The organism is Enterobacter sp. Y17, from assembly GCF_019730495.1.
Classification (GTDB): Bacteria; Pseudomonadota; Gammaproteobacteria; order Enterobacterales; family Enterobacteriaceae; genus Enterobacter; species Enterobacter asburiae_B.
Genome location: NZ_JAASKP010000001.1, coordinates 1,683,360 through 1,697,796, shown reverse-complemented (window position 1 = coordinate 1,697,796; position 14,437 = coordinate 1,683,360). Strand labels below are relative to the sequence as shown.

Genomic DNA, 14,437 nt, shown 5'->3' with positions numbered 1-14,437 from the left:
GACTCCTTAAGGGGTGACGTCGCGCCATTCGCCGTTTGCCAGCGTTTCCAGGGTGTAGCTGCCCATGGCGTAGCGAATCAGACGCAGGGTAGGGAAGCCGACGTGTGCGGTCATGCGGCGAACCTGGCGGTTGCGGCCTTCATAAAGGGTGATTTTGAGCCAGCTTGTCGGGATGGATTTGCGTTCGCGAATCGGCGGGTTGCGCGGCCACAGCCACTCCGGCTCATTCACGCGTTCAATACCTGCGGGCAGGGTTGGGCCGTCGTTCAACGTCACGCCGCTGCGTAGTGCTGCCAGCGTCGCGTCATCCGGCTCGCCTTCCACCTGGACGAAGTAAATTTTGCCGGTGCGTTTGCCCGGCTGCGTGAGCTTTGCCTGCAACGCGCCGTCGTTGGTTAAGACCAGAAGGCCTTCGCTGTCGCGGTCCAGGCGCCCGGCCGCGTAGACGCCCTGAACGGGAATGTAGTCCTTCAGCGTGCTGCGCCCGGCTTCATCGGTAAACTGCGGCAAAACATCGTAGGGTTTATTGAATAAAATAACCCGCTTCGGCTGGGTTTCCTGCGGTCTTCTGGCGGCTTGTCGCGAGCTGAATCGCTCAACCCGGTGTTTTGTAAAAGAAGTTTTCTTCATGGTATTTTCAGGCGTTATCAATTGCCGCATTATAGCCTAATAACGAAGACCTTTCATGGCGCAGGACAATCAGGTACTATCGAAGGGCTCATTACAATTTATTAACATAAGATCAGTAACAACCAGAAGCGCTCGAAGGAGAGGTTAATGGAAAGCAAAGTAGTTGTTCCGGCGGAAGGTAAAAAGATCACCCTGCAAAACGGCAAGATTAACGTTCCTCACAATCCGATTATCCCGTTCATCGAAGGTGACGGTATCGGTGTAGACGTTACCCCGGCGATGCTGAAAGTGGTTGATGCCGCTGTTGAGAAAGCCTACAAAGGCGAGCGTAAAATTTCCTGGATGGAAATTTACACCGGTGAGAAATCTACTCAAGTTTATGGCCAGGACGTCTGGCTGCCAGCAGAAACGCTGGACCTGATCCGCGACTACCGCGTTGCTATTAAAGGCCCACTGACGACGCCAGTTGGCGGCGGTATCCGTTCCCTGAACGTGGCACTGCGTCAGGAGCTGGACCTGTACGTGTGTCTGCGTCCGGTTCGTTACTATCAGGGCACCCCAAGCCCGGTTAAGCACCCTGAACTGACCGATATGGTTATCTTCCGCGAAAACTCAGAAGACATCTACGCGGGTATCGAATGGAAAGCGGACTCTGCTGACGCAGAAAAAGTGATTAAATTCCTGCGCGAAGAGATGGGCGTGAAGAAGATTCGCTTCCCTGAGCATTGCGGTATCGGCATCAAGCCATGCTCTGAAGACGGTACTAAACGTCTCGTGCGTGCGGCCATCGAATACGCGATCACCAACGACCGTGACTCTGTGACTCTGGTTCACAAAGGCAACATCATGAAGTTCACCGAAGGCGCGTTCAAAGACTGGGGCTACCAGTTGGCGAAAGAAGAGTTCGGCGGTGAGCTGATCGACGGTGGCCCATGGCAGAAGATTAAGAACCCGAACACCGGCAAAGAGATCATCATTAAAGATGTGATCGCCGATGCGTTCCTGCAGCAGATCCTGCTGCGTCCTGCAGAATACGACGTAATTGCCTGTATGAACCTGAACGGTGACTACATCTCTGACGCCCTGGCAGCACAGGTTGGCGGTATCGGTATCGCCCCTGGCGCGAACATCGGTGACGAGTGCGCCCTGTTCGAAGCAACCCACGGTACTGCACCTAAATACGCGGGTCAGGACAAAGTGAACCCAGGCTCTATCATCCTGTCCGCAGAGATGATGCTGCGTCATATGGAATGGTTCGAAGCCGCAGACCTGATCGTTAAAGGTATGGAAGGCGCGATCAACGCGAAAACCGTAACCTATGACTTCGAACGTCTGATGGAAGGCGCTAAGCTGCTGAAATGCTCAGAGTTTGGCGACGCGATTATCGCGAACATGTAATCCAGATTCTGGGTTAAACAAGAGCGGGGGCCTGAGGGTTCCCGTTTTTTTTGCCTCTGCCTGCGGGAGACAACACGATGTTAGCCACCGTCCTTATCGCTGTCGTTGTATTCATCCATCTTTATATTCTTGTGCTGGAAATGTTCCTGTGGAATACCAAAACAGGGCATAAGGCCTTTAATCTGCGTCCTGATTTTGCGCGCGAGACCCGCGTGCTGGCCGCGAATCAGGGGCTGTATAACGGTTTTCTGGCGGCTGGTCTGCTCTGGAGCCTCTGGCTCGGGGAAAAGGGGATTCAGGTGGCCATCTTCTTCCTGGCCTGCGTGCTGATCGCCGGACTCTTTGGCGCAGCCACCGCCAGCCGAAAAATTTTGTATGTACAGGCCGCGCCTGCTCTCGCAGCGCTGCTTGCGTTACTCATCTGAAGCAATGCTTTGGTTGAGATTAGGCGTCCGATATACTGATGGCTTTACCCGTAAAAATTAGCGACGAGACAGTTATGAACAACGATATCCCACTGAAATATTATGACATTGCCGATGAGTACGCGACGGAAGCCGCTGAACAGGTCGCTGAGTCAGAGCGCGACGCGCTGGCACATTATTTCCAGCTGCTGCTCACCCGTTTATCGAATAATGAGGAGATTAGCGAGGAAGCCCAGCAGGAGATGGCCACTGAGGCCGGGATCCGTGCGGGTCGCGTTGATGATATTGCGAACTTCCTCAATCAGTGGGGAAATGAATAGTCTGCTTCAAAAACCGTTATGCTGATGCTTTGCGATACAGCTCAGCATCACGCTATCGGACCACATGCATTTTTTCCGCAGAATATGCGAAGCGGGGGCGTCGATAAACAGCGCGAAAATAACGGTCAGACAAAAGAGTACCACTGGGAATAGTAAGGATAATTTCACGTTTTTAACCAAAATATGAGTGTGCTTCAGGGTAATCTACCGTCTGAATGTGACGACTATATGTTTTTGCGTAAAAAATAGAAATGCCCGACTGGAAAAAAACGGACGCGCAAGGCTTCGGGTTACGGTGCGACCCCGGTGAGTCGCTTCGCCAGCTCGCTCCGGGTGAGCGCTTTTGAAAAATACCATCCCTGAATCAGCGCATCGGGATATCTGCTTGCAATAAAGCGATACTGAATTTCATTTTCCACGCCCTCGAAAACAAGCGTTTTATTCAATCTTGCCAGGGCATCGCAGAAGATTGCAAAGATGTTTTGCTTATAATGCTCGCTGATGCCGTCCACCAGCGACTTATCGATTTTGATTTCATCATATTCAAGCAGCGACAGGCGGGCGAGATTGGAGTTTTGCACGCCAAAATCATCTATTGATATTTTAACGCCGAGCGATTTCAGCTCCTGACAGAATCCCTCGAGGATATCTGCCGTGGAAACGGCTTTTTCGGAGAGTTCGACCTTCATCAGGGAAAGGGGAAGGTGATTGGCAAAACACGCACGACGCAAAATGGTAATGAACTGTCTATCTTCAATTTCCTTGTGCCCAACGTTTATGGAGACTATCAGCTGGTGTTTTATCGCCAGAGGGGCAATTTCGGAAAGGGATTTTTCGATAATATTACTGTAATATTTTTTATACAGACCGATCTTCTTAATTAATGGGATAAACAGCTCCGGAGAGACGTCCCCGTGCTTTTGGTCACGCCATCTCGACAGAACTTCTACACCCACGATTTTTTGATCGTGAATGCGAATAATGGGCTGATAGTTAACGCTTATGGTATTCGTGAGGACGGCTTTTATCAGCGTACGTTCCAGAGAAAAACGGTCTTCATAGATACGGAAGATAAATAACGTTATCGCAATCCAGATAAAACAGAGAATGACCGCGAGAAGCGCAAAGATAAACGGAGGTAACGAGGCCAGCCCGGCGTCGTGATGCTTCACGATGACGCACAGGTCCCAGAAGGCGCTGCACTGTGTCAGGGTCAGGGTAAACAACGTCGAATGCAGCCAGCTCTGCTGATTTAGCTCCGTGGCGGCCGAAAAAAAGACTCTGCCGAAGTCTTTGGTGGTAGCACTGAGCGAATAGCTTGCGGTGACCGGGGTGAATTTATCGTAAGCATAGCGGGAGGTGAAGATAATAATATTATTATGAATTGCCGCATTGCCCGTGAAAAAGTCTTTTCTCGAAAATTGGGCCAGGAGAAAGCCCCTCGGCGTTTTATGCAGTTCTGCAGGAAGTGCAACGGGCGTCGCGAGTTTCCCCCAAAAAGCGGTACAGACTATTTTTCCCTTCTCAATAAAGCCGATATCGGCAAAATAAAGATTATTAAGCTTAATTTGTCTGTAGCGATCGAGGCTGGTTTTATCGCATCCCTGCGTCGTGATGCTTTTGAGACCCAGCGCCACGCTTTGGGACACGTCTTCTGAATAATGTAAAAGGGTACGGGATATTTCACGCTGTTTACTCTTCTGCTGACCGATGATTACAGCATTGACCGCATAAAGAGACAGGAAGACCAGAAGCGTCGAAACGATAGCAATGGCAATGAGCTTTTTCATTTTCCAGATATCCAGTCCGCTCCCTGATTTCACAAATCTTAACACAGCCAGGGCAAGGAACAAGCCTGATAGTCACGTCATGTGAGTAAATGCCGGCAGGTGAACTCATACGAAAGTATCAGTTTTTTAAGACAATTCTCAGCTAAGCTATTTTCATTGTTATATGCAATACCGGGTTAGCACAGGCTCTTCTACCAGAACATCCATGCTTGTTTTTTCTATTAAGGAAAACATCGTGCGCAACGTGATGATCCCTATTCTTAGCGCTCTGTTTCTTTTTCTGAGCGGCATTTTGATTATTAACTGGCAGCTATGGCAGATGGCGAAGCTGAGTAATAGTCATACCGCCACGGCCAGCACCCAAAAAATAGAAAACATTCTGGCTGAAGCCGTCAGTGCGGCCAGCACGGCAAAGCGCGTTGCGGCTCAAGGGTGTACCAGTAGCGGACAGCTGGCGCTGGGGACAGAGGCAGCGCTAAAACCGCATCTGCGCGCCATCATGATCGAGTTGCAGGGTAAAATGATCTGTACTTCCCTTCCCGGGAATGGCGTGTTGATTATTCATCCTGAGACGTTACCTGCCGAAAAATTGATGCTGTTACCCGGCAATCGACTGGTGAACGGCATTCCGGTGCTTATCTTCCAGATGCCCATCGCGGGAGGGCGCGTCATTGTCAGCATCAGTGACGCGCATTTGCAGGACGTCATTGCAAGCGCATCGAACAGCGTGGATCTGGGGCTGGTTGTCGGCGAAAGCATGCTTGTTCGCAACGGCGATGTGAGGGGCTGGAAAGCGGCCTCCTGGACGGGGTCGCTTAAGGCATCAACGCAATTTCCCTTTAGCCTTGCCTGGCAACCTCCTGCCTTTTTCAGCCTGACGCGGCTTTTGCAACAGGGATGGAGCCTGATACTGCTTATTCTCGCGCTATCGGTGGCGGTGGGTATTTTGATCCGCCGATACAAGGGGAAAAGTACCTCATTTGAAGACGATTTGCGTAAAGCGATTTTGCAGGGGGAGATCGAGCCTTATTACCAGCCGATCGTGAACGGCGATACCGGCGGGCTCTACGGCGTTGAGGTCCTGGCAAGATGGAAGCATCCAAAGTCAGGCTTTATCCCGCCGGATGTCTTTATTCCGATTGCTGAACGTAGCGGGTTGATTATTCCGCTGACCAAAGGATTGATGGCGAAAGTGGTGACCCAGCTTAAGCCGCTTTTGCCTAAGCTACCGGACGGGTTTCATATTGGGGTGAACATCAGCGCCAGGCATATTAATGCGCCTTCATTTATCGGTGACTGTCGCGTCTTCGGGAAGGGGTTTCAGGGTAAAGAGGTCAAACTGGTTCTCGAGGTGACCGAGCGTGAACCGCTGGTCGATAATCCTCACCTCGTGGAGAACCTTAACATGCTGCATAACGCCGGCTTTGTTATTGCCCTGGATGATTTTGGTACGGGTTATTCCGGGCTGTCATGCCTTAATGCGCTTGCCATTGATTATATTAAAATTGATAAAAGCTTTGTGAACCGGGTTTCAGAGGAAAAGGACTCAACCATCTTGCTGGACTGCGTCATTGACCTGGCGAAAAAACTCTCATTGCGCATTGTCGCTGAAGGCGTAGAAACAAAAGAGCAACTGGAGTATCTCAACCGTAATGAGATAACCCTGTTACAGGGATATTATTTTGGTAAGCCCGTCTCCTATATCGATTTTATTAAAGTCATTTTATCTAAACCCAGGGAGACCGTTAGTTTGTAAAACGAAATAAAGACGAGCTTCTGTTGTATGCTTAAGTGCAATTCATTTTCCTCTTATCCCGAGCTTTGTTACAGTGACAAGAGTTGTCAGCCAGGGATGTCAGGCGTGATAAGGTGGAAAAGCTCGTGCATGTGAAAAATACTTTTTACACAACAACCATTACCGTCATCATTGTCTCATTGATCATCTCGCTGTCGCTTGCCGTCCAAATTGCCACGTCCAGACAGCAGTCAATTCAGCAAATTAATACCAGCGTTGCTAACCTGAGCCATACCCTTGATGTCTACACCGAGGGGATCATGCGCCAAAGCGAAATGTTAATTACTACCGTTTCCGACATAATCGAAATTTATGGCATGACGCCGCAACAGGCGACCAATATTCAGCGGATGATAAATAATCAGGATAATCTTCTTACCCAGATTAATAATGTGGTTGTTTACGACGCTCAGGGCGATATCTTTACCGCGTTGCACGAAACTTTTACAGGCCCACGCAAAGGATCGGACAGGTCATTTTTTATCTATCACAAGGAAAATAAAAATCAGCAGATTTTTATTGGTGAGCCCGTGGTCAGCAGAACCAATGGCAAATGGGTCATTACCATTAGTCGTCGCCTTGAAACCCACACCGGGGCATTTAACGGTGTCGTGGTGGTGACGCTGGGTATCGAGAATTTTCTCGCGCTTTACGGGCAGATTAATATTGGTCACCTGGGCGTCATTGGCTTAACGACACAATCCGGCGTGCTGCTGGTCCGTCACCCCTTTAAAAATACCTACGTCGGCACGATTTTTTCTGATTCACCCCTCTTCAGGAAATACCTAAAGGTACAAAATACCGGGATAGCCAGTTCCGTCTCGCGGTTTGATAAAATCGAACGCATTTACGCCTATGAGAAAAACCGACGCTACGGGCTGGTGACCACCGTGGCCGTCAGCATTGATGAAGCCCTCGCACCGTGGCGCAAGCAGGCCATTCAGCTGGCGCTGCTCATTTTCGTTTTCACTGCGATACTTATCGTCGCGTCATACTTCCTGTATTCCGACTTATCCAGAAAAACCAGAGATAATAAGGCGCTGAAGATTATCGCTTCCGAGGATGCGTTGACCGGGCTGTACAACCGTCGCATTTTTGATGAAAGAATCCTCTCGGAAATCGCGACTTGTGCCGCGCATGACGCAGCAATTTCGATACTGATTGTGGACGTGGACTACTTCAAAAAATACAACGATAACTACGGCCATCCGGAAGGGGACCGGTGTCTGACGCTGCTGGGAAACAGTCTCAGGGAGAGCCTTACCCGTGATAATCAGATTGTGGCGCGCTACGGCGGAGAGGAGTTTGCGCTGATATTGCCTGATACGGATATTCAGGAGGCGCTTCGACTGGCGCAGACGATTATTCGCAACGTGTTCTCCCTGCAAATCACGCATGATTTTAGCCCCTTCGGGCGGGTGACGGTAAGCGTCGGGATTTCCACCGCGCGTGCGGTCGACATCGCGGGCAGCCAGCAGAATATCATTATTGCCGCTGACCAGGCGCTCTACCAGGCAAAACGCGCAGGACGTAACCGGTACGCGTTTGTTGGGGTATGAACAGAAAAAAAAGCCCACTCAGGAGTGGGCAAGAAATACTGGAAGCAATGTGAGCAATGTCGTACTGAATACCTGAGTGTTACGCTCAACTATTCAGTGTTGAGAAAGATAATCTTTCTCAACAAAAGATGCAACCCCACAGTTTATGCGGCAGGCTCTTTTTGTTGATGAATAATTGCGCACTCTCTCATTGTGATGCCTATCACAAATTTCCTTTCTGAAATCCTGTGCTATTCTTTTTTGTGTCGTTGATTTAATGACAAAAACCATACAGAGAGGAAAGTTATGGGAATTTTATCCTGGATTATCTTTGGGCTTATTGCGGGTATTCTGGCGAAGTGGATCATGCCGGGCAAAGATGGCGGTGGGTTTATCGTCACCGTAATACTGGGTATTATCGGCGCGGTAGTCGGCGGCTGGATCAGTACGCTGTTCGGTTTTGGCAAAGTCGATGGCTTTAACTTCGGCAGTTTCGCTGTCGCGGTGATTGGTGCGCTGGTTGTTCTGTTTATCTACAGAAAAATCAAAAGCTAAGGCTTACAAGCGTTAAAAAAGGCTGCCAGATGGCGGCCTTTTTACGTAGTGGCGTTTACCACCAGCCAAGCTGCGTGCCGGCAAATGCCGCGATGGCAACGATCAGCATAACGAGGGTCGTTTTTCTCATTTATGCCCCAGGCGCCGCGTAACCACCGACAAAAAACCATGCTAAAAAAATCACCGCCGTTATAAAAATAACGACCGGGAAGAGGATCCCTATTCTCATATCATCACCTGTTTCGGTTTTTGTAACGCCGTAGAGTGTACGGGGTTAATCGATAGTGAGAAAGCGTGTTTTGCTTTTTCCTTTCTTATCCTGATACATCGCGACATCTGCGTCGCGTAATGCGCTGTCCGGATCGGTTATCTGAGGGTCCACTTCGATAACGCCGACGCTGGCTCCGGGGTAAATGAGGTTGACGCTACCCAGCCAGTATTCACCGGCAATACAGGCGCTGAGACGCGTTTTGAGCAGCGTGACCTGCGCGTTATCTCCTTCGCTGTGGGATGTGCTCAACGACGCCACCAGAAACTCATCGCCGCCCAGCCGGCCAATGATATCGTCCTGCTGTTTTTCTTCCGTCAGACGCTTGCCCACTTCAATCAGGAACTGGTCGCCAGCCTCGTGGCCGTAGCGATCGTTAATCAGCTTGAAATCATCCAGATCGATGAACGCGATGACGGTGTTACGTTTAAGGTGACGCGCCAGGGAAAACAGCGTGGTCAGATCTTCAAAAATGGCGCGACGGTTGGGTAAACCGGTAAGGGCATCCGTGTAAGAGTGCGCGATGAGGGCCGCGTTGGCTTCGCGAAGCTGGGTTACCAGCGACTCTTTCTGAATGGACTGGGCAATCAGACCGGCGAATAACTTCAGAACCTGTTCACCGCGCTCGCTAAGCGGCTTTCTGGCCGTGCTGGTGGCACAAAGCGTTCCGTAGAGTGAACCATCCGCAAGATGGACAGGAATACTCATGTAGGTCGTAATGCCGAGCGCTTTCGCCGCCTCGCACTCCGGCCAGCGTTCGGGAACGTCGTTGCTGAATACGGTGTCGCTATCCAGCGCGCGCTTGCACAGTGTTTCATCCCATGGGACGCTCAGCCCCTCAGGAATTGTCATCTGCTTGCTGTTGCGGGCGTAGAGGATATGCTGCAGTCGGGCTTCGATATCTACCTTGGTGAGGTAAGTCGACTCCATGTCAGTCACAATCTCCAGCATCTCCAGCAGCTGGCGAACGAGACCTTCAAGGGATTGTTCAGTGGCGAGGGTTTCTGAAACACGGGCAAGGATAATATCCGACATGACGTAGAATGACTCCCAGGCAGAAGACGTCTGCATCTGCATGTTATGCTGAATTTTTAGACTTCAGGCATAGTAAAACATGAATATAAAAAATTTAATATATGCAGGGAGAGGGCAGCAGCAGAGAAAAAAAGGCCCCGTTGTTGAGACCGGGGCAAAGACATCTTGATTACGGAATGATGTTCTCTGGTCATATCGAGAACATGCCACACTATAGTGTTGAAAAGTGCAGTTAAAATGGAGAAATCATGGAGAAAGGGGCGATGACCCGTTAACCTTAGATTGTCATGATGTCACAAGGATCAATGAGATGAGATTTCTGCTTCTGGCGCTTCCCCTGGCTGCCTGCACCGCGAAAACAACCCCACCCGATGCGCCGAAACCACCGCACGCTATCGGTATGGCGAACCCGGCCTCCGTGTACTGCCTGGAGAAAGGTGGGGAACAGATCCCGGTTCAAAGCCCGCAGGGCGTACGCACGGAGTGCAAACTACCGGGGGGCGAAGTGATTGATGAATGGACGCTCTACCGTCGCGATCGTCCGCAACCTGCCAGGTGACAGACCTATATTGCCTGCGATACACTTCTCTTTAGGATTATTCTTAGCCAGTCCCTGGCTATCGTTACCTTGAGAGAAGTATGTTTCAGCTTAAACCGGGCAGCATGGCGATGATCATCGGTGCCCGCACGGCGTCAGGCCGTCGCAATATTGGTAAATCTGTTGAGCTGTTTGGCCTGTGTCAGCCCGGCCTGCGTTTCGTTAACCCGGTCAACGGCGTGATGACGCAATTACCCGCTACCGCCGATCGCGCGCTTTGGCTGGTGACGGGTGATGTTTACGCCTTTGACAATCAGCACGGCTTTGCCTTTGTCCGCGCCGAACATCTGATGCCGCTCACCCCCGATGAAGCGCCGCAAATGCTTGACGAGCTGGCGATCGGCTGATCAGAGATGGCGTAGCCAGTCGGCTAATACCTGGGCGTGATTTTGCTTCGTGTCTTTGGCAGCAAAGAGCAGGGTGACGGTCTGCCTGTTCGCCAGCGTCGCCAGACGCATTCCCTCGTCAGCATGCTGCGCCAGCTCTTCCCGATAAGCCTTGCTGAAGGCGGCGAAATCAATGGTTTCGCTATGAAAGGCCTTACGTAATTCATTCGAGGGCGTGAGTGCTTTACACCATTCATCATACGCGAGGTCCGTTTTTTTAACCCCGCGCGGCCACAGCTTGTCCACCAGCACCCGATAGCCGTCGCCCGGACCAGCCTGCTCGTATACGCGTTTGCATTGAATCATAATTCCACCCTCCCAATTTAAGGTATTGTGATAATTGCAGAAGATCGGTAGTCTGAGGTTCCTTATGTTATCTGATAATACTCTGGCATAAGGAACCTTTCATGGAACACCTCCCGGTTAAAACGACGCTGCGCATTGCGCTGGTTGGCGATTACAATCCCAGTGTTATTGCGCATCAGGCGATCCCGCTGGCGATTGACGACGCCGCCGCAGTCCTTGACCTCACCGCCGATTACGACTGGCTTGCCACCACGGAGCTGACAAGCCCTGAAGATCTGGTGGGCTACGATGCCATCTGGCTGGTGCCTGCCAGCCCCTATAAAAACACCGAGGCCGCCTTTATCGCCGCGCGCTACGCGCGTGAAAACGGCGTACCGTTCCTGGGCACCTGCGGTGGATTCCAGCACGCGCTGATTGAGTATGCCCGCAATGTGTTGGGCTGGGCCGATGCGGCACATGCCGAGACGGATACAGAAGGCACCATGGTGATTGCGCCGCTGACCTGCTCGCTGGTGGAAAAAACCGATGCCATTGAGCTGCGCAAAAATACGCTGATCGCGAAAGCGTACGGCAAGCCGGAAATTGAAGAGGGCTATCACTGTAACTATGGCGTGTCGCCGGCGTTTGCACAGGCGCTGGAAAGCGGTGACATGCACGTTACGGGCTGGGACGAACAGGGGGAAATTCGCGCCGCAGAACTGGTCACGCACCCGTTCTTCGTGATCACCTTATTCCAGCATGAGCGTGCCGCGCTGGAAGGCCGTCCGGTCGTGCTGGTGCAGGCGATGCTGCGCGCGGCTCGCGGGTAGGAAAAGGCAGACCCGATGGTCTGCCACAGTCTCTAACGGGGCGCGATCTCCCGGTCTCGCCCGGCAAGCACGCCGCAGAGCGCCATTATCACGGCGGCCAGAGCGCAGCCCAGAAGCGGGATTTGCCAATTTCCCGCGCTATCGTGAATTTTCCCCATCAGCGGAGGGCCGCAGGCGGCGAGCAGATAGCCAATCGACTGCGCCATGCCGGACAGCGCCGCAGCCTGGTGCGCGGAGCTGGCGCGCAGACCGATGAACGTCAGGCCGAGGATCATCGTTGCTCCAGAGCCAAAGCCAAACACCAGCGTCCACATCACCGCCATGTCAGGCATAAACCATAGCCCCGCCGCGCTTACCGCGCACATCAGCGCCACCGCGCCGGCGATCCCCCGCTGGTCTTTCAGACGGTGGAGGATCAGCGGAACGGCAAGCCCCGGCACGGCCGTGGCCAGCTGCAACAGCCCGTGCACCGAGCCGGCCTGCGCTTCGCTGTAGCCGTGGCTGAGCAATATCGCCGGCAGCCAGCCGATGATGACGTAGTAAATCAGCGAGTTAATCCCCAAAAAGAGCGTTACCTGCCAGGCGAGGGCCGAGCGCCAGATGGCGCGGTTATGCAGCGCGCCAGCGCCCGTTACCGTCGCAACGTGTTTCTGGCGCCACTGCGGCAGCCAGAGCAGCAGCGCGACCAGCGGAAACGCCATCAGCATCAGCAGCGCGCCATGCCAGCCCGCGCTACCCTGCGCCAGGGGAACAATCATCGCTGAGCCAAACGCCGCCGAGACGCCCATCGTCAGAGAATAGGCCCCGGTGAGTCGGGCTACCAGGCCCGGGAAGTCACGCTTAATTAATCCGGGTAACAGCACGTTCCCGAGCGCAATTCCGCAGCCGATGACCGCGGTTCCTATGAAAAGCAGCGCGGCGGAAGGCAGCGAGCGAAGTGCAATTCCGGCGCAAATCAGCAGCAGGGCGACAAACAGGCTGCGCTCCATGCCGATACGTCGGGCAACGCCTGCGGCGAGCGGCGAGACAAGGGCGAAAGCCAGCAGGGGCAGGGTAGTCAGCAGACCGGTTTGCGCCGTGCTTAAGCCATAATCAAGACGAATAGTGTCGAGCAGCGGAGCTGCGCCGGTAAAGGTGACGCGAAGCGTAGTGGCAATCATCAGGATGCCTGCAATCAACAGCGCGCCGTGTTTTCCTGAGGTGCGAATAGCAGTAGTCATTATGTTCTCATACGTTCAAGCGAGCGCACACAATACCGATTTTCCCGGCGGTTGAAATCAGGCTAAAATGACAGTTTATCGCTAAAATCGGACAAACTGATGATTGGTCTGGGACTGGACGGCTATGATCCCGATAGCCAGCACGACGCGGCCGTCGCATTTCGCATCCGCGTGGTGGCTGAGGAACAGTATATTCCCCGGCATCATCACCGTAAGGGGCAGCTGATTCTGGCCCTCGGCGGCGCGATCACCTGCGAAGTGGAAAATGCCATGCTGATGGTTCCGCCCCAGTACGCCGTCTGGATCCCCGGCCAGATGCCGCACAGCAACAGGGCCACCCCGGGCGCGCAGCTCTGCTTTTTGTTCATTGAACCGGGGGCGGCAAGCTTGCCCGACCGCTGCTGCACCCTGAAAATCTCCCCTCTGGTGCGGGAGCTGATTTTATCCCTGGCGGAAAAATCGCGTGAACAATTCTCTCTTGCGGCCACGTCGCGCCTGGTAGACGTTCTGTTTGACGAGCTGCCGCTCCAGCGTCAGGAGCATCTGCAGCTGCCCGTCTCGCCCCATCCTAAAATTCGGCTGATGAGCGAGAAAATGGCGGAAGAGCCCGCCGCCTGGCAGACGCTGACGCAGTGGGCGAGCCACTTTGCCATGAGCGAACGCAACCTGGCGCGGCTGGTAGTGAAAGAGACCGGCTTAAGCTTTCGCCGCTGGCGTCACCAGCTGCAGCTGATCGTGGCGTTACAGCATTTGATCGGTGGGAAATCGGTACAGCAGGTGGCACAGACACTTGGCTACGACTCTACCACCGCGTTTATCACCATGTTCAGAAAGGGACTGGGCCAGACGCCGGCGCGTTATATGGCCAGCCTGACTACGACTTCCCGATAAACAGAGAGACAAGGCCAGCCGCAATCAGCGGCCCCACAGGAACGCCGCGAAAGAGCGCCACGCCCAGCACGGTGCCCACCAGCAGACCCGCCACCAGCGAGGGCTGGCTGCTCATCAGCGTAACGCCGCGCCCGCCCAGCCACGAAACAAAAATCCCCACCGCGATCGCCACCAGCGATTTCCAGTTTACAAACGAGTGCAGCAGGGTTGAAGCGGGAAGCGTGCCGCTGGCGATGGGCGCCATTACCCCGATGGTTAAAATGATGATCCCGATGGTGAGGCCCTGTTTTTCTATCCACGGGAAGAAGGTATTTAACGGGGTCACGCGAACAATAATCAGCACCAGAATCGAGATGGCGACGGTGGTGTTATGGCTGACAAAGCCGAGCGCGGCGAGTGCCAGAAGAATGAGCAGAGTAGGGTCAAACATAGGGAATCCTTGCCAAAATAATCAACTTGCTTACTGTACGCGC

The 14,437-nt window shown here is 52.9% G+C and carries 17 protein-coding genes; 10 read left to right on the top strand and 7 right to left on the bottom strand.

What is annotated here, in order from left to right:
* Positions 1-6 precede the first annotated feature (6 nt).
* Positions 7-660: a 23S rRNA pseudouridine(2457) synthase RluE gene (gene rluE / locus HCH49_RS07920; RefSeq protein WP_023311239.1), complete on the bottom strand. Its 654-nt coding sequence runs from the start codon at positions 658-660 to the stop codon at positions 7-9.
* A gap of 117 nt (positions 661-777) precedes the next feature.
* On the opposite strand from rluE, the gene icd reads away from it, so the two are divergent.
* The 3 genes from icd to HCH49_RS07905 all read left to right on the top strand — a co-directional run bounded on the left by icd (position 778) and on the right by HCH49_RS07905 (position 2,773).
* Entirely contained in the window at positions 778-2,028 is a 1,251-nt protein-coding gene (gene icd / locus HCH49_RS07915) for an NADP-dependent isocitrate dehydrogenase (RefSeq protein WP_032657958.1), read from the top strand.
* A gap of 77 nt (positions 2,029-2,105) precedes the next feature.
* The gene (locus HCH49_RS07910; RefSeq protein ID WP_221702496.1) at positions 2,106-2,453 is read left to right on the top strand and encodes a DUF1304 domain-containing protein; all 348 of its coding nucleotides are present in this window, start codon (positions 2,106-2,108) and stop codon (positions 2,451-2,453) included.
* A 74-nt stretch (positions 2,454-2,527) separates the two neighbouring features.
* Entirely contained in the window at positions 2,528-2,773 is a 246-nt protein-coding gene (locus HCH49_RS07905) for a DUF2543 family protein (RefSeq protein WP_033145234.1), read from the top strand.
* 290 nt (positions 2,774-3,063) lie between these two features.
* Here HCH49_RS07905 and HCH49_RS07900 read toward each other — a convergent pair whose 3' ends face one another.
* Complete coding sequence (locus HCH49_RS07900) at positions 3,064-4,563, bottom strand: cyclic diguanylate phosphodiesterase (protein ID WP_221702495.1); 1,500 nt, start codon at positions 4,561-4,563, stop codon at positions 3,064-3,066.
* A 205-nt stretch (positions 4,564-4,768) separates the two neighbouring features.
* Here HCH49_RS07900 and HCH49_RS07895 point away from each other — a divergent pair, with 205 nt between their 5' ends.
* The 3 genes from HCH49_RS07895 (at position 4,769) to HCH49_RS07885 (ending at position 8,451) form a co-directional block, all read left to right on the top strand.
* On the top strand, positions 4,769-6,319 hold the full coding sequence (locus tag HCH49_RS07895) for a cyclic diguanylate phosphodiesterase (RefSeq protein ID WP_260454043.1): 1,551 nt from the start codon (positions 4,769-4,771) through the stop codon (positions 6,317-6,319).
* Positions 6,320-6,432: 113 nt separating this feature from the next.
* Complete coding sequence (locus HCH49_RS07890) at positions 6,433-7,917, top strand: diguanylate cyclase (RefSeq protein WP_373276177.1); 1,485 nt, start codon at positions 6,433-6,435, stop codon at positions 7,915-7,917.
* Positions 7,918-8,202: 285 nt separating this feature from the next.
* Positions 8,203-8,451, top strand: a complete 249-nt coding sequence (locus HCH49_RS07885; RefSeq protein ID WP_006174788.1) for a GlsB/YeaQ/YmgE family stress response membrane protein — start codon at positions 8,203-8,205, stop codon at positions 8,449-8,451.
* Between the two features lie 130 nt (positions 8,452-8,581).
* Here HCH49_RS07885 and HCH49_RS07880 read toward each other — a convergent pair whose 3' ends face one another.
* Together HCH49_RS07880 and HCH49_RS07875 are read right to left on the bottom strand one after the other, a co-directional pair.
* Positions 8,582-8,680: a YoaK family small membrane protein gene (locus HCH49_RS07880; RefSeq protein WP_029739841.1), complete on the bottom strand. Its 99-nt coding sequence runs from the start codon at positions 8,678-8,680 to the stop codon at positions 8,582-8,584.
* Positions 8,681-8,725: 45 nt separating this feature from the next.
* The gene (locus HCH49_RS07875; protein ID WP_047061889.1) at positions 8,726-9,754 is read right to left on the bottom strand and encodes a sensor domain-containing diguanylate cyclase; all 1,029 of its coding nucleotides are present in this window, start codon (positions 9,752-9,754) and stop codon (positions 8,726-8,728) included.
* A gap of 310 nt (positions 9,755-10,064) precedes the next feature.
* Between HCH49_RS07875 and HCH49_RS07870 the strand changes: the two genes are divergently transcribed.
* Positions 10,065-10,313, top strand: a complete 249-nt coding sequence (locus HCH49_RS07870) for a DUF333 domain-containing protein (RefSeq protein ID WP_221702494.1) — start codon at positions 10,065-10,067, stop codon at positions 10,311-10,313.
* Positions 10,314-10,393: 80 nt separating this feature from the next.
* Positions 10,394-10,699: a hypothetical protein gene (locus tag HCH49_RS07865; protein WP_023311247.1), complete on the top strand. Its 306-nt coding sequence runs from the start codon at positions 10,394-10,396 to the stop codon at positions 10,697-10,699.
* On the opposite strand, the gene HCH49_RS07860 is transcribed toward HCH49_RS07865, so the two are convergent.
* Positions 10,700-11,044: a DUF488 domain-containing protein gene (locus HCH49_RS07860; RefSeq protein ID WP_213730139.1), complete on the bottom strand. Its 345-nt coding sequence runs from the start codon at positions 11,042-11,044 to the stop codon at positions 10,700-10,702.
* A 101-nt stretch (positions 11,045-11,145) separates the two neighbouring features.
* Between HCH49_RS07860 and HCH49_RS07855 the strand changes: the two genes are divergently transcribed.
* Positions 11,146-11,853 (top strand): CTP synthase, encoded by a 708-nt coding sequence (locus HCH49_RS07855; RefSeq protein ID WP_033145239.1) that lies wholly within the window; start codon positions 11,146-11,148, stop codon positions 11,851-11,853.
* A 32-nt stretch (positions 11,854-11,885) separates the two neighbouring features.
* Here HCH49_RS07855 and HCH49_RS07850 read toward each other — a convergent pair whose 3' ends face one another.
* Positions 11,886-13,073 (bottom strand): CynX/NimT family MFS transporter, encoded by a 1,188-nt coding sequence (locus tag HCH49_RS07850; RefSeq protein ID WP_221702493.1) that lies wholly within the window; start codon positions 13,071-13,073, stop codon positions 11,886-11,888.
* Between the two features lie 99 nt (positions 13,074-13,172).
* Here HCH49_RS07850 and HCH49_RS07845 point away from each other — a divergent pair, with 99 nt between their 5' ends.
* Positions 13,173-13,964 carry a helix-turn-helix transcriptional regulator gene (locus tag HCH49_RS07845; RefSeq protein ID WP_269837053.1) on the top strand — a complete coding sequence of 264 codons (792 nt, stop codon included), beginning with the start codon at positions 13,173-13,175 and terminating at the stop codon, positions 13,962-13,964.
* On the opposite strand, the gene HCH49_RS07840 is transcribed toward HCH49_RS07845, so the two are convergent.
* A complete protein-coding gene (locus HCH49_RS07840) occupies positions 13,948-14,394 on the bottom strand; it encodes a DUF441 domain-containing protein (protein WP_024908579.1) in 447 nt (148 codons plus the stop codon). The genes HCH49_RS07845 and HCH49_RS07840 overlap by 17 nt on opposite strands.
* Between the last annotated feature and the right edge of the window lie 43 nt (positions 14,395-14,437).

Coding starts and splice junctions, on each gene's coding strand:
- HCH49_RS07885 (WP_006174788.1), top strand. CDS start 8,203: ATGGGAATTTTATCCTGGATTATCTTTGGGCTTATTGCGGGTATTCTG.
- icd (WP_032657958.1), top strand. CDS start 778: ATGGAAAGCAAAGTAGTTGTTCCGGCGGAAGGTAAAAAGATCACCCTG.
- HCH49_RS07895 (WP_260454043.1), top strand. CDS start 4,769: ATGCTTGTTTTTTCTATTAAGGAAAACATCGTGCGCAACGTGATGATC.
- HCH49_RS07880 (WP_029739841.1), bottom strand. CDS start 8,680: ATGAGAATAGGGATCCTCTTCCCGGTCGTTATTTTTATAACGGCGGTG.
- HCH49_RS07910 (WP_221702496.1), top strand. CDS start 2,106: ATGTTAGCCACCGTCCTTATCGCTGTCGTTGTATTCATCCATCTTTAT.
- HCH49_RS07860 (WP_213730139.1), bottom strand. CDS start 11,044: ATGATTCAATGCAAACGCGTATACGAGCAGGCTGGTCCGGGCGACGGC.
- HCH49_RS07850 (WP_221702493.1), bottom strand. CDS start 13,073: ATGACTACTGCTATTCGCACCTCAGGAAAACACGGCGCGCTGTTGATT.
- HCH49_RS07875 (WP_047061889.1), bottom strand. CDS start 9,754: ATGTCGGATATTATCCTTGCCCGTGTTTCAGAAACCCTCGCCACTGAA.
- HCH49_RS07870 (WP_221702494.1), top strand. CDS start 10,065: ATGAGATTTCTGCTTCTGGCGCTTCCCCTGGCTGCCTGCACCGCGAAA.
- HCH49_RS07855 (WP_033145239.1), top strand. CDS start 11,146: ATGGAACACCTCCCGGTTAAAACGACGCTGCGCATTGCGCTGGTTGGC.
- rluE (WP_023311239.1), bottom strand. CDS start 660: ATGCGGCAATTGATAACGCCTGAAAATACCATGAAGAAAACTTCTTTT.
- HCH49_RS07845 (WP_269837053.1), top strand. CDS start 13,173: ATGATTGGTCTGGGACTGGACGGCTATGATCCCGATAGCCAGCACGAC.
- HCH49_RS07905 (WP_033145234.1), top strand. CDS start 2,528: ATGAACAACGATATCCCACTGAAATATTATGACATTGCCGATGAGTAC.
- HCH49_RS07865 (WP_023311247.1), top strand. CDS start 10,394: ATGTTTCAGCTTAAACCGGGCAGCATGGCGATGATCATCGGTGCCCGC.
- HCH49_RS07840 (WP_024908579.1), bottom strand. CDS start 14,394: ATGTTTGACCCTACTCTGCTCATTCTTCTGGCACTCGCCGCGCTCGGC.
- HCH49_RS07900 (WP_221702495.1), bottom strand. CDS start 4,563: ATGAAAAAGCTCATTGCCATTGCTATCGTTTCGACGCTTCTGGTCTTC.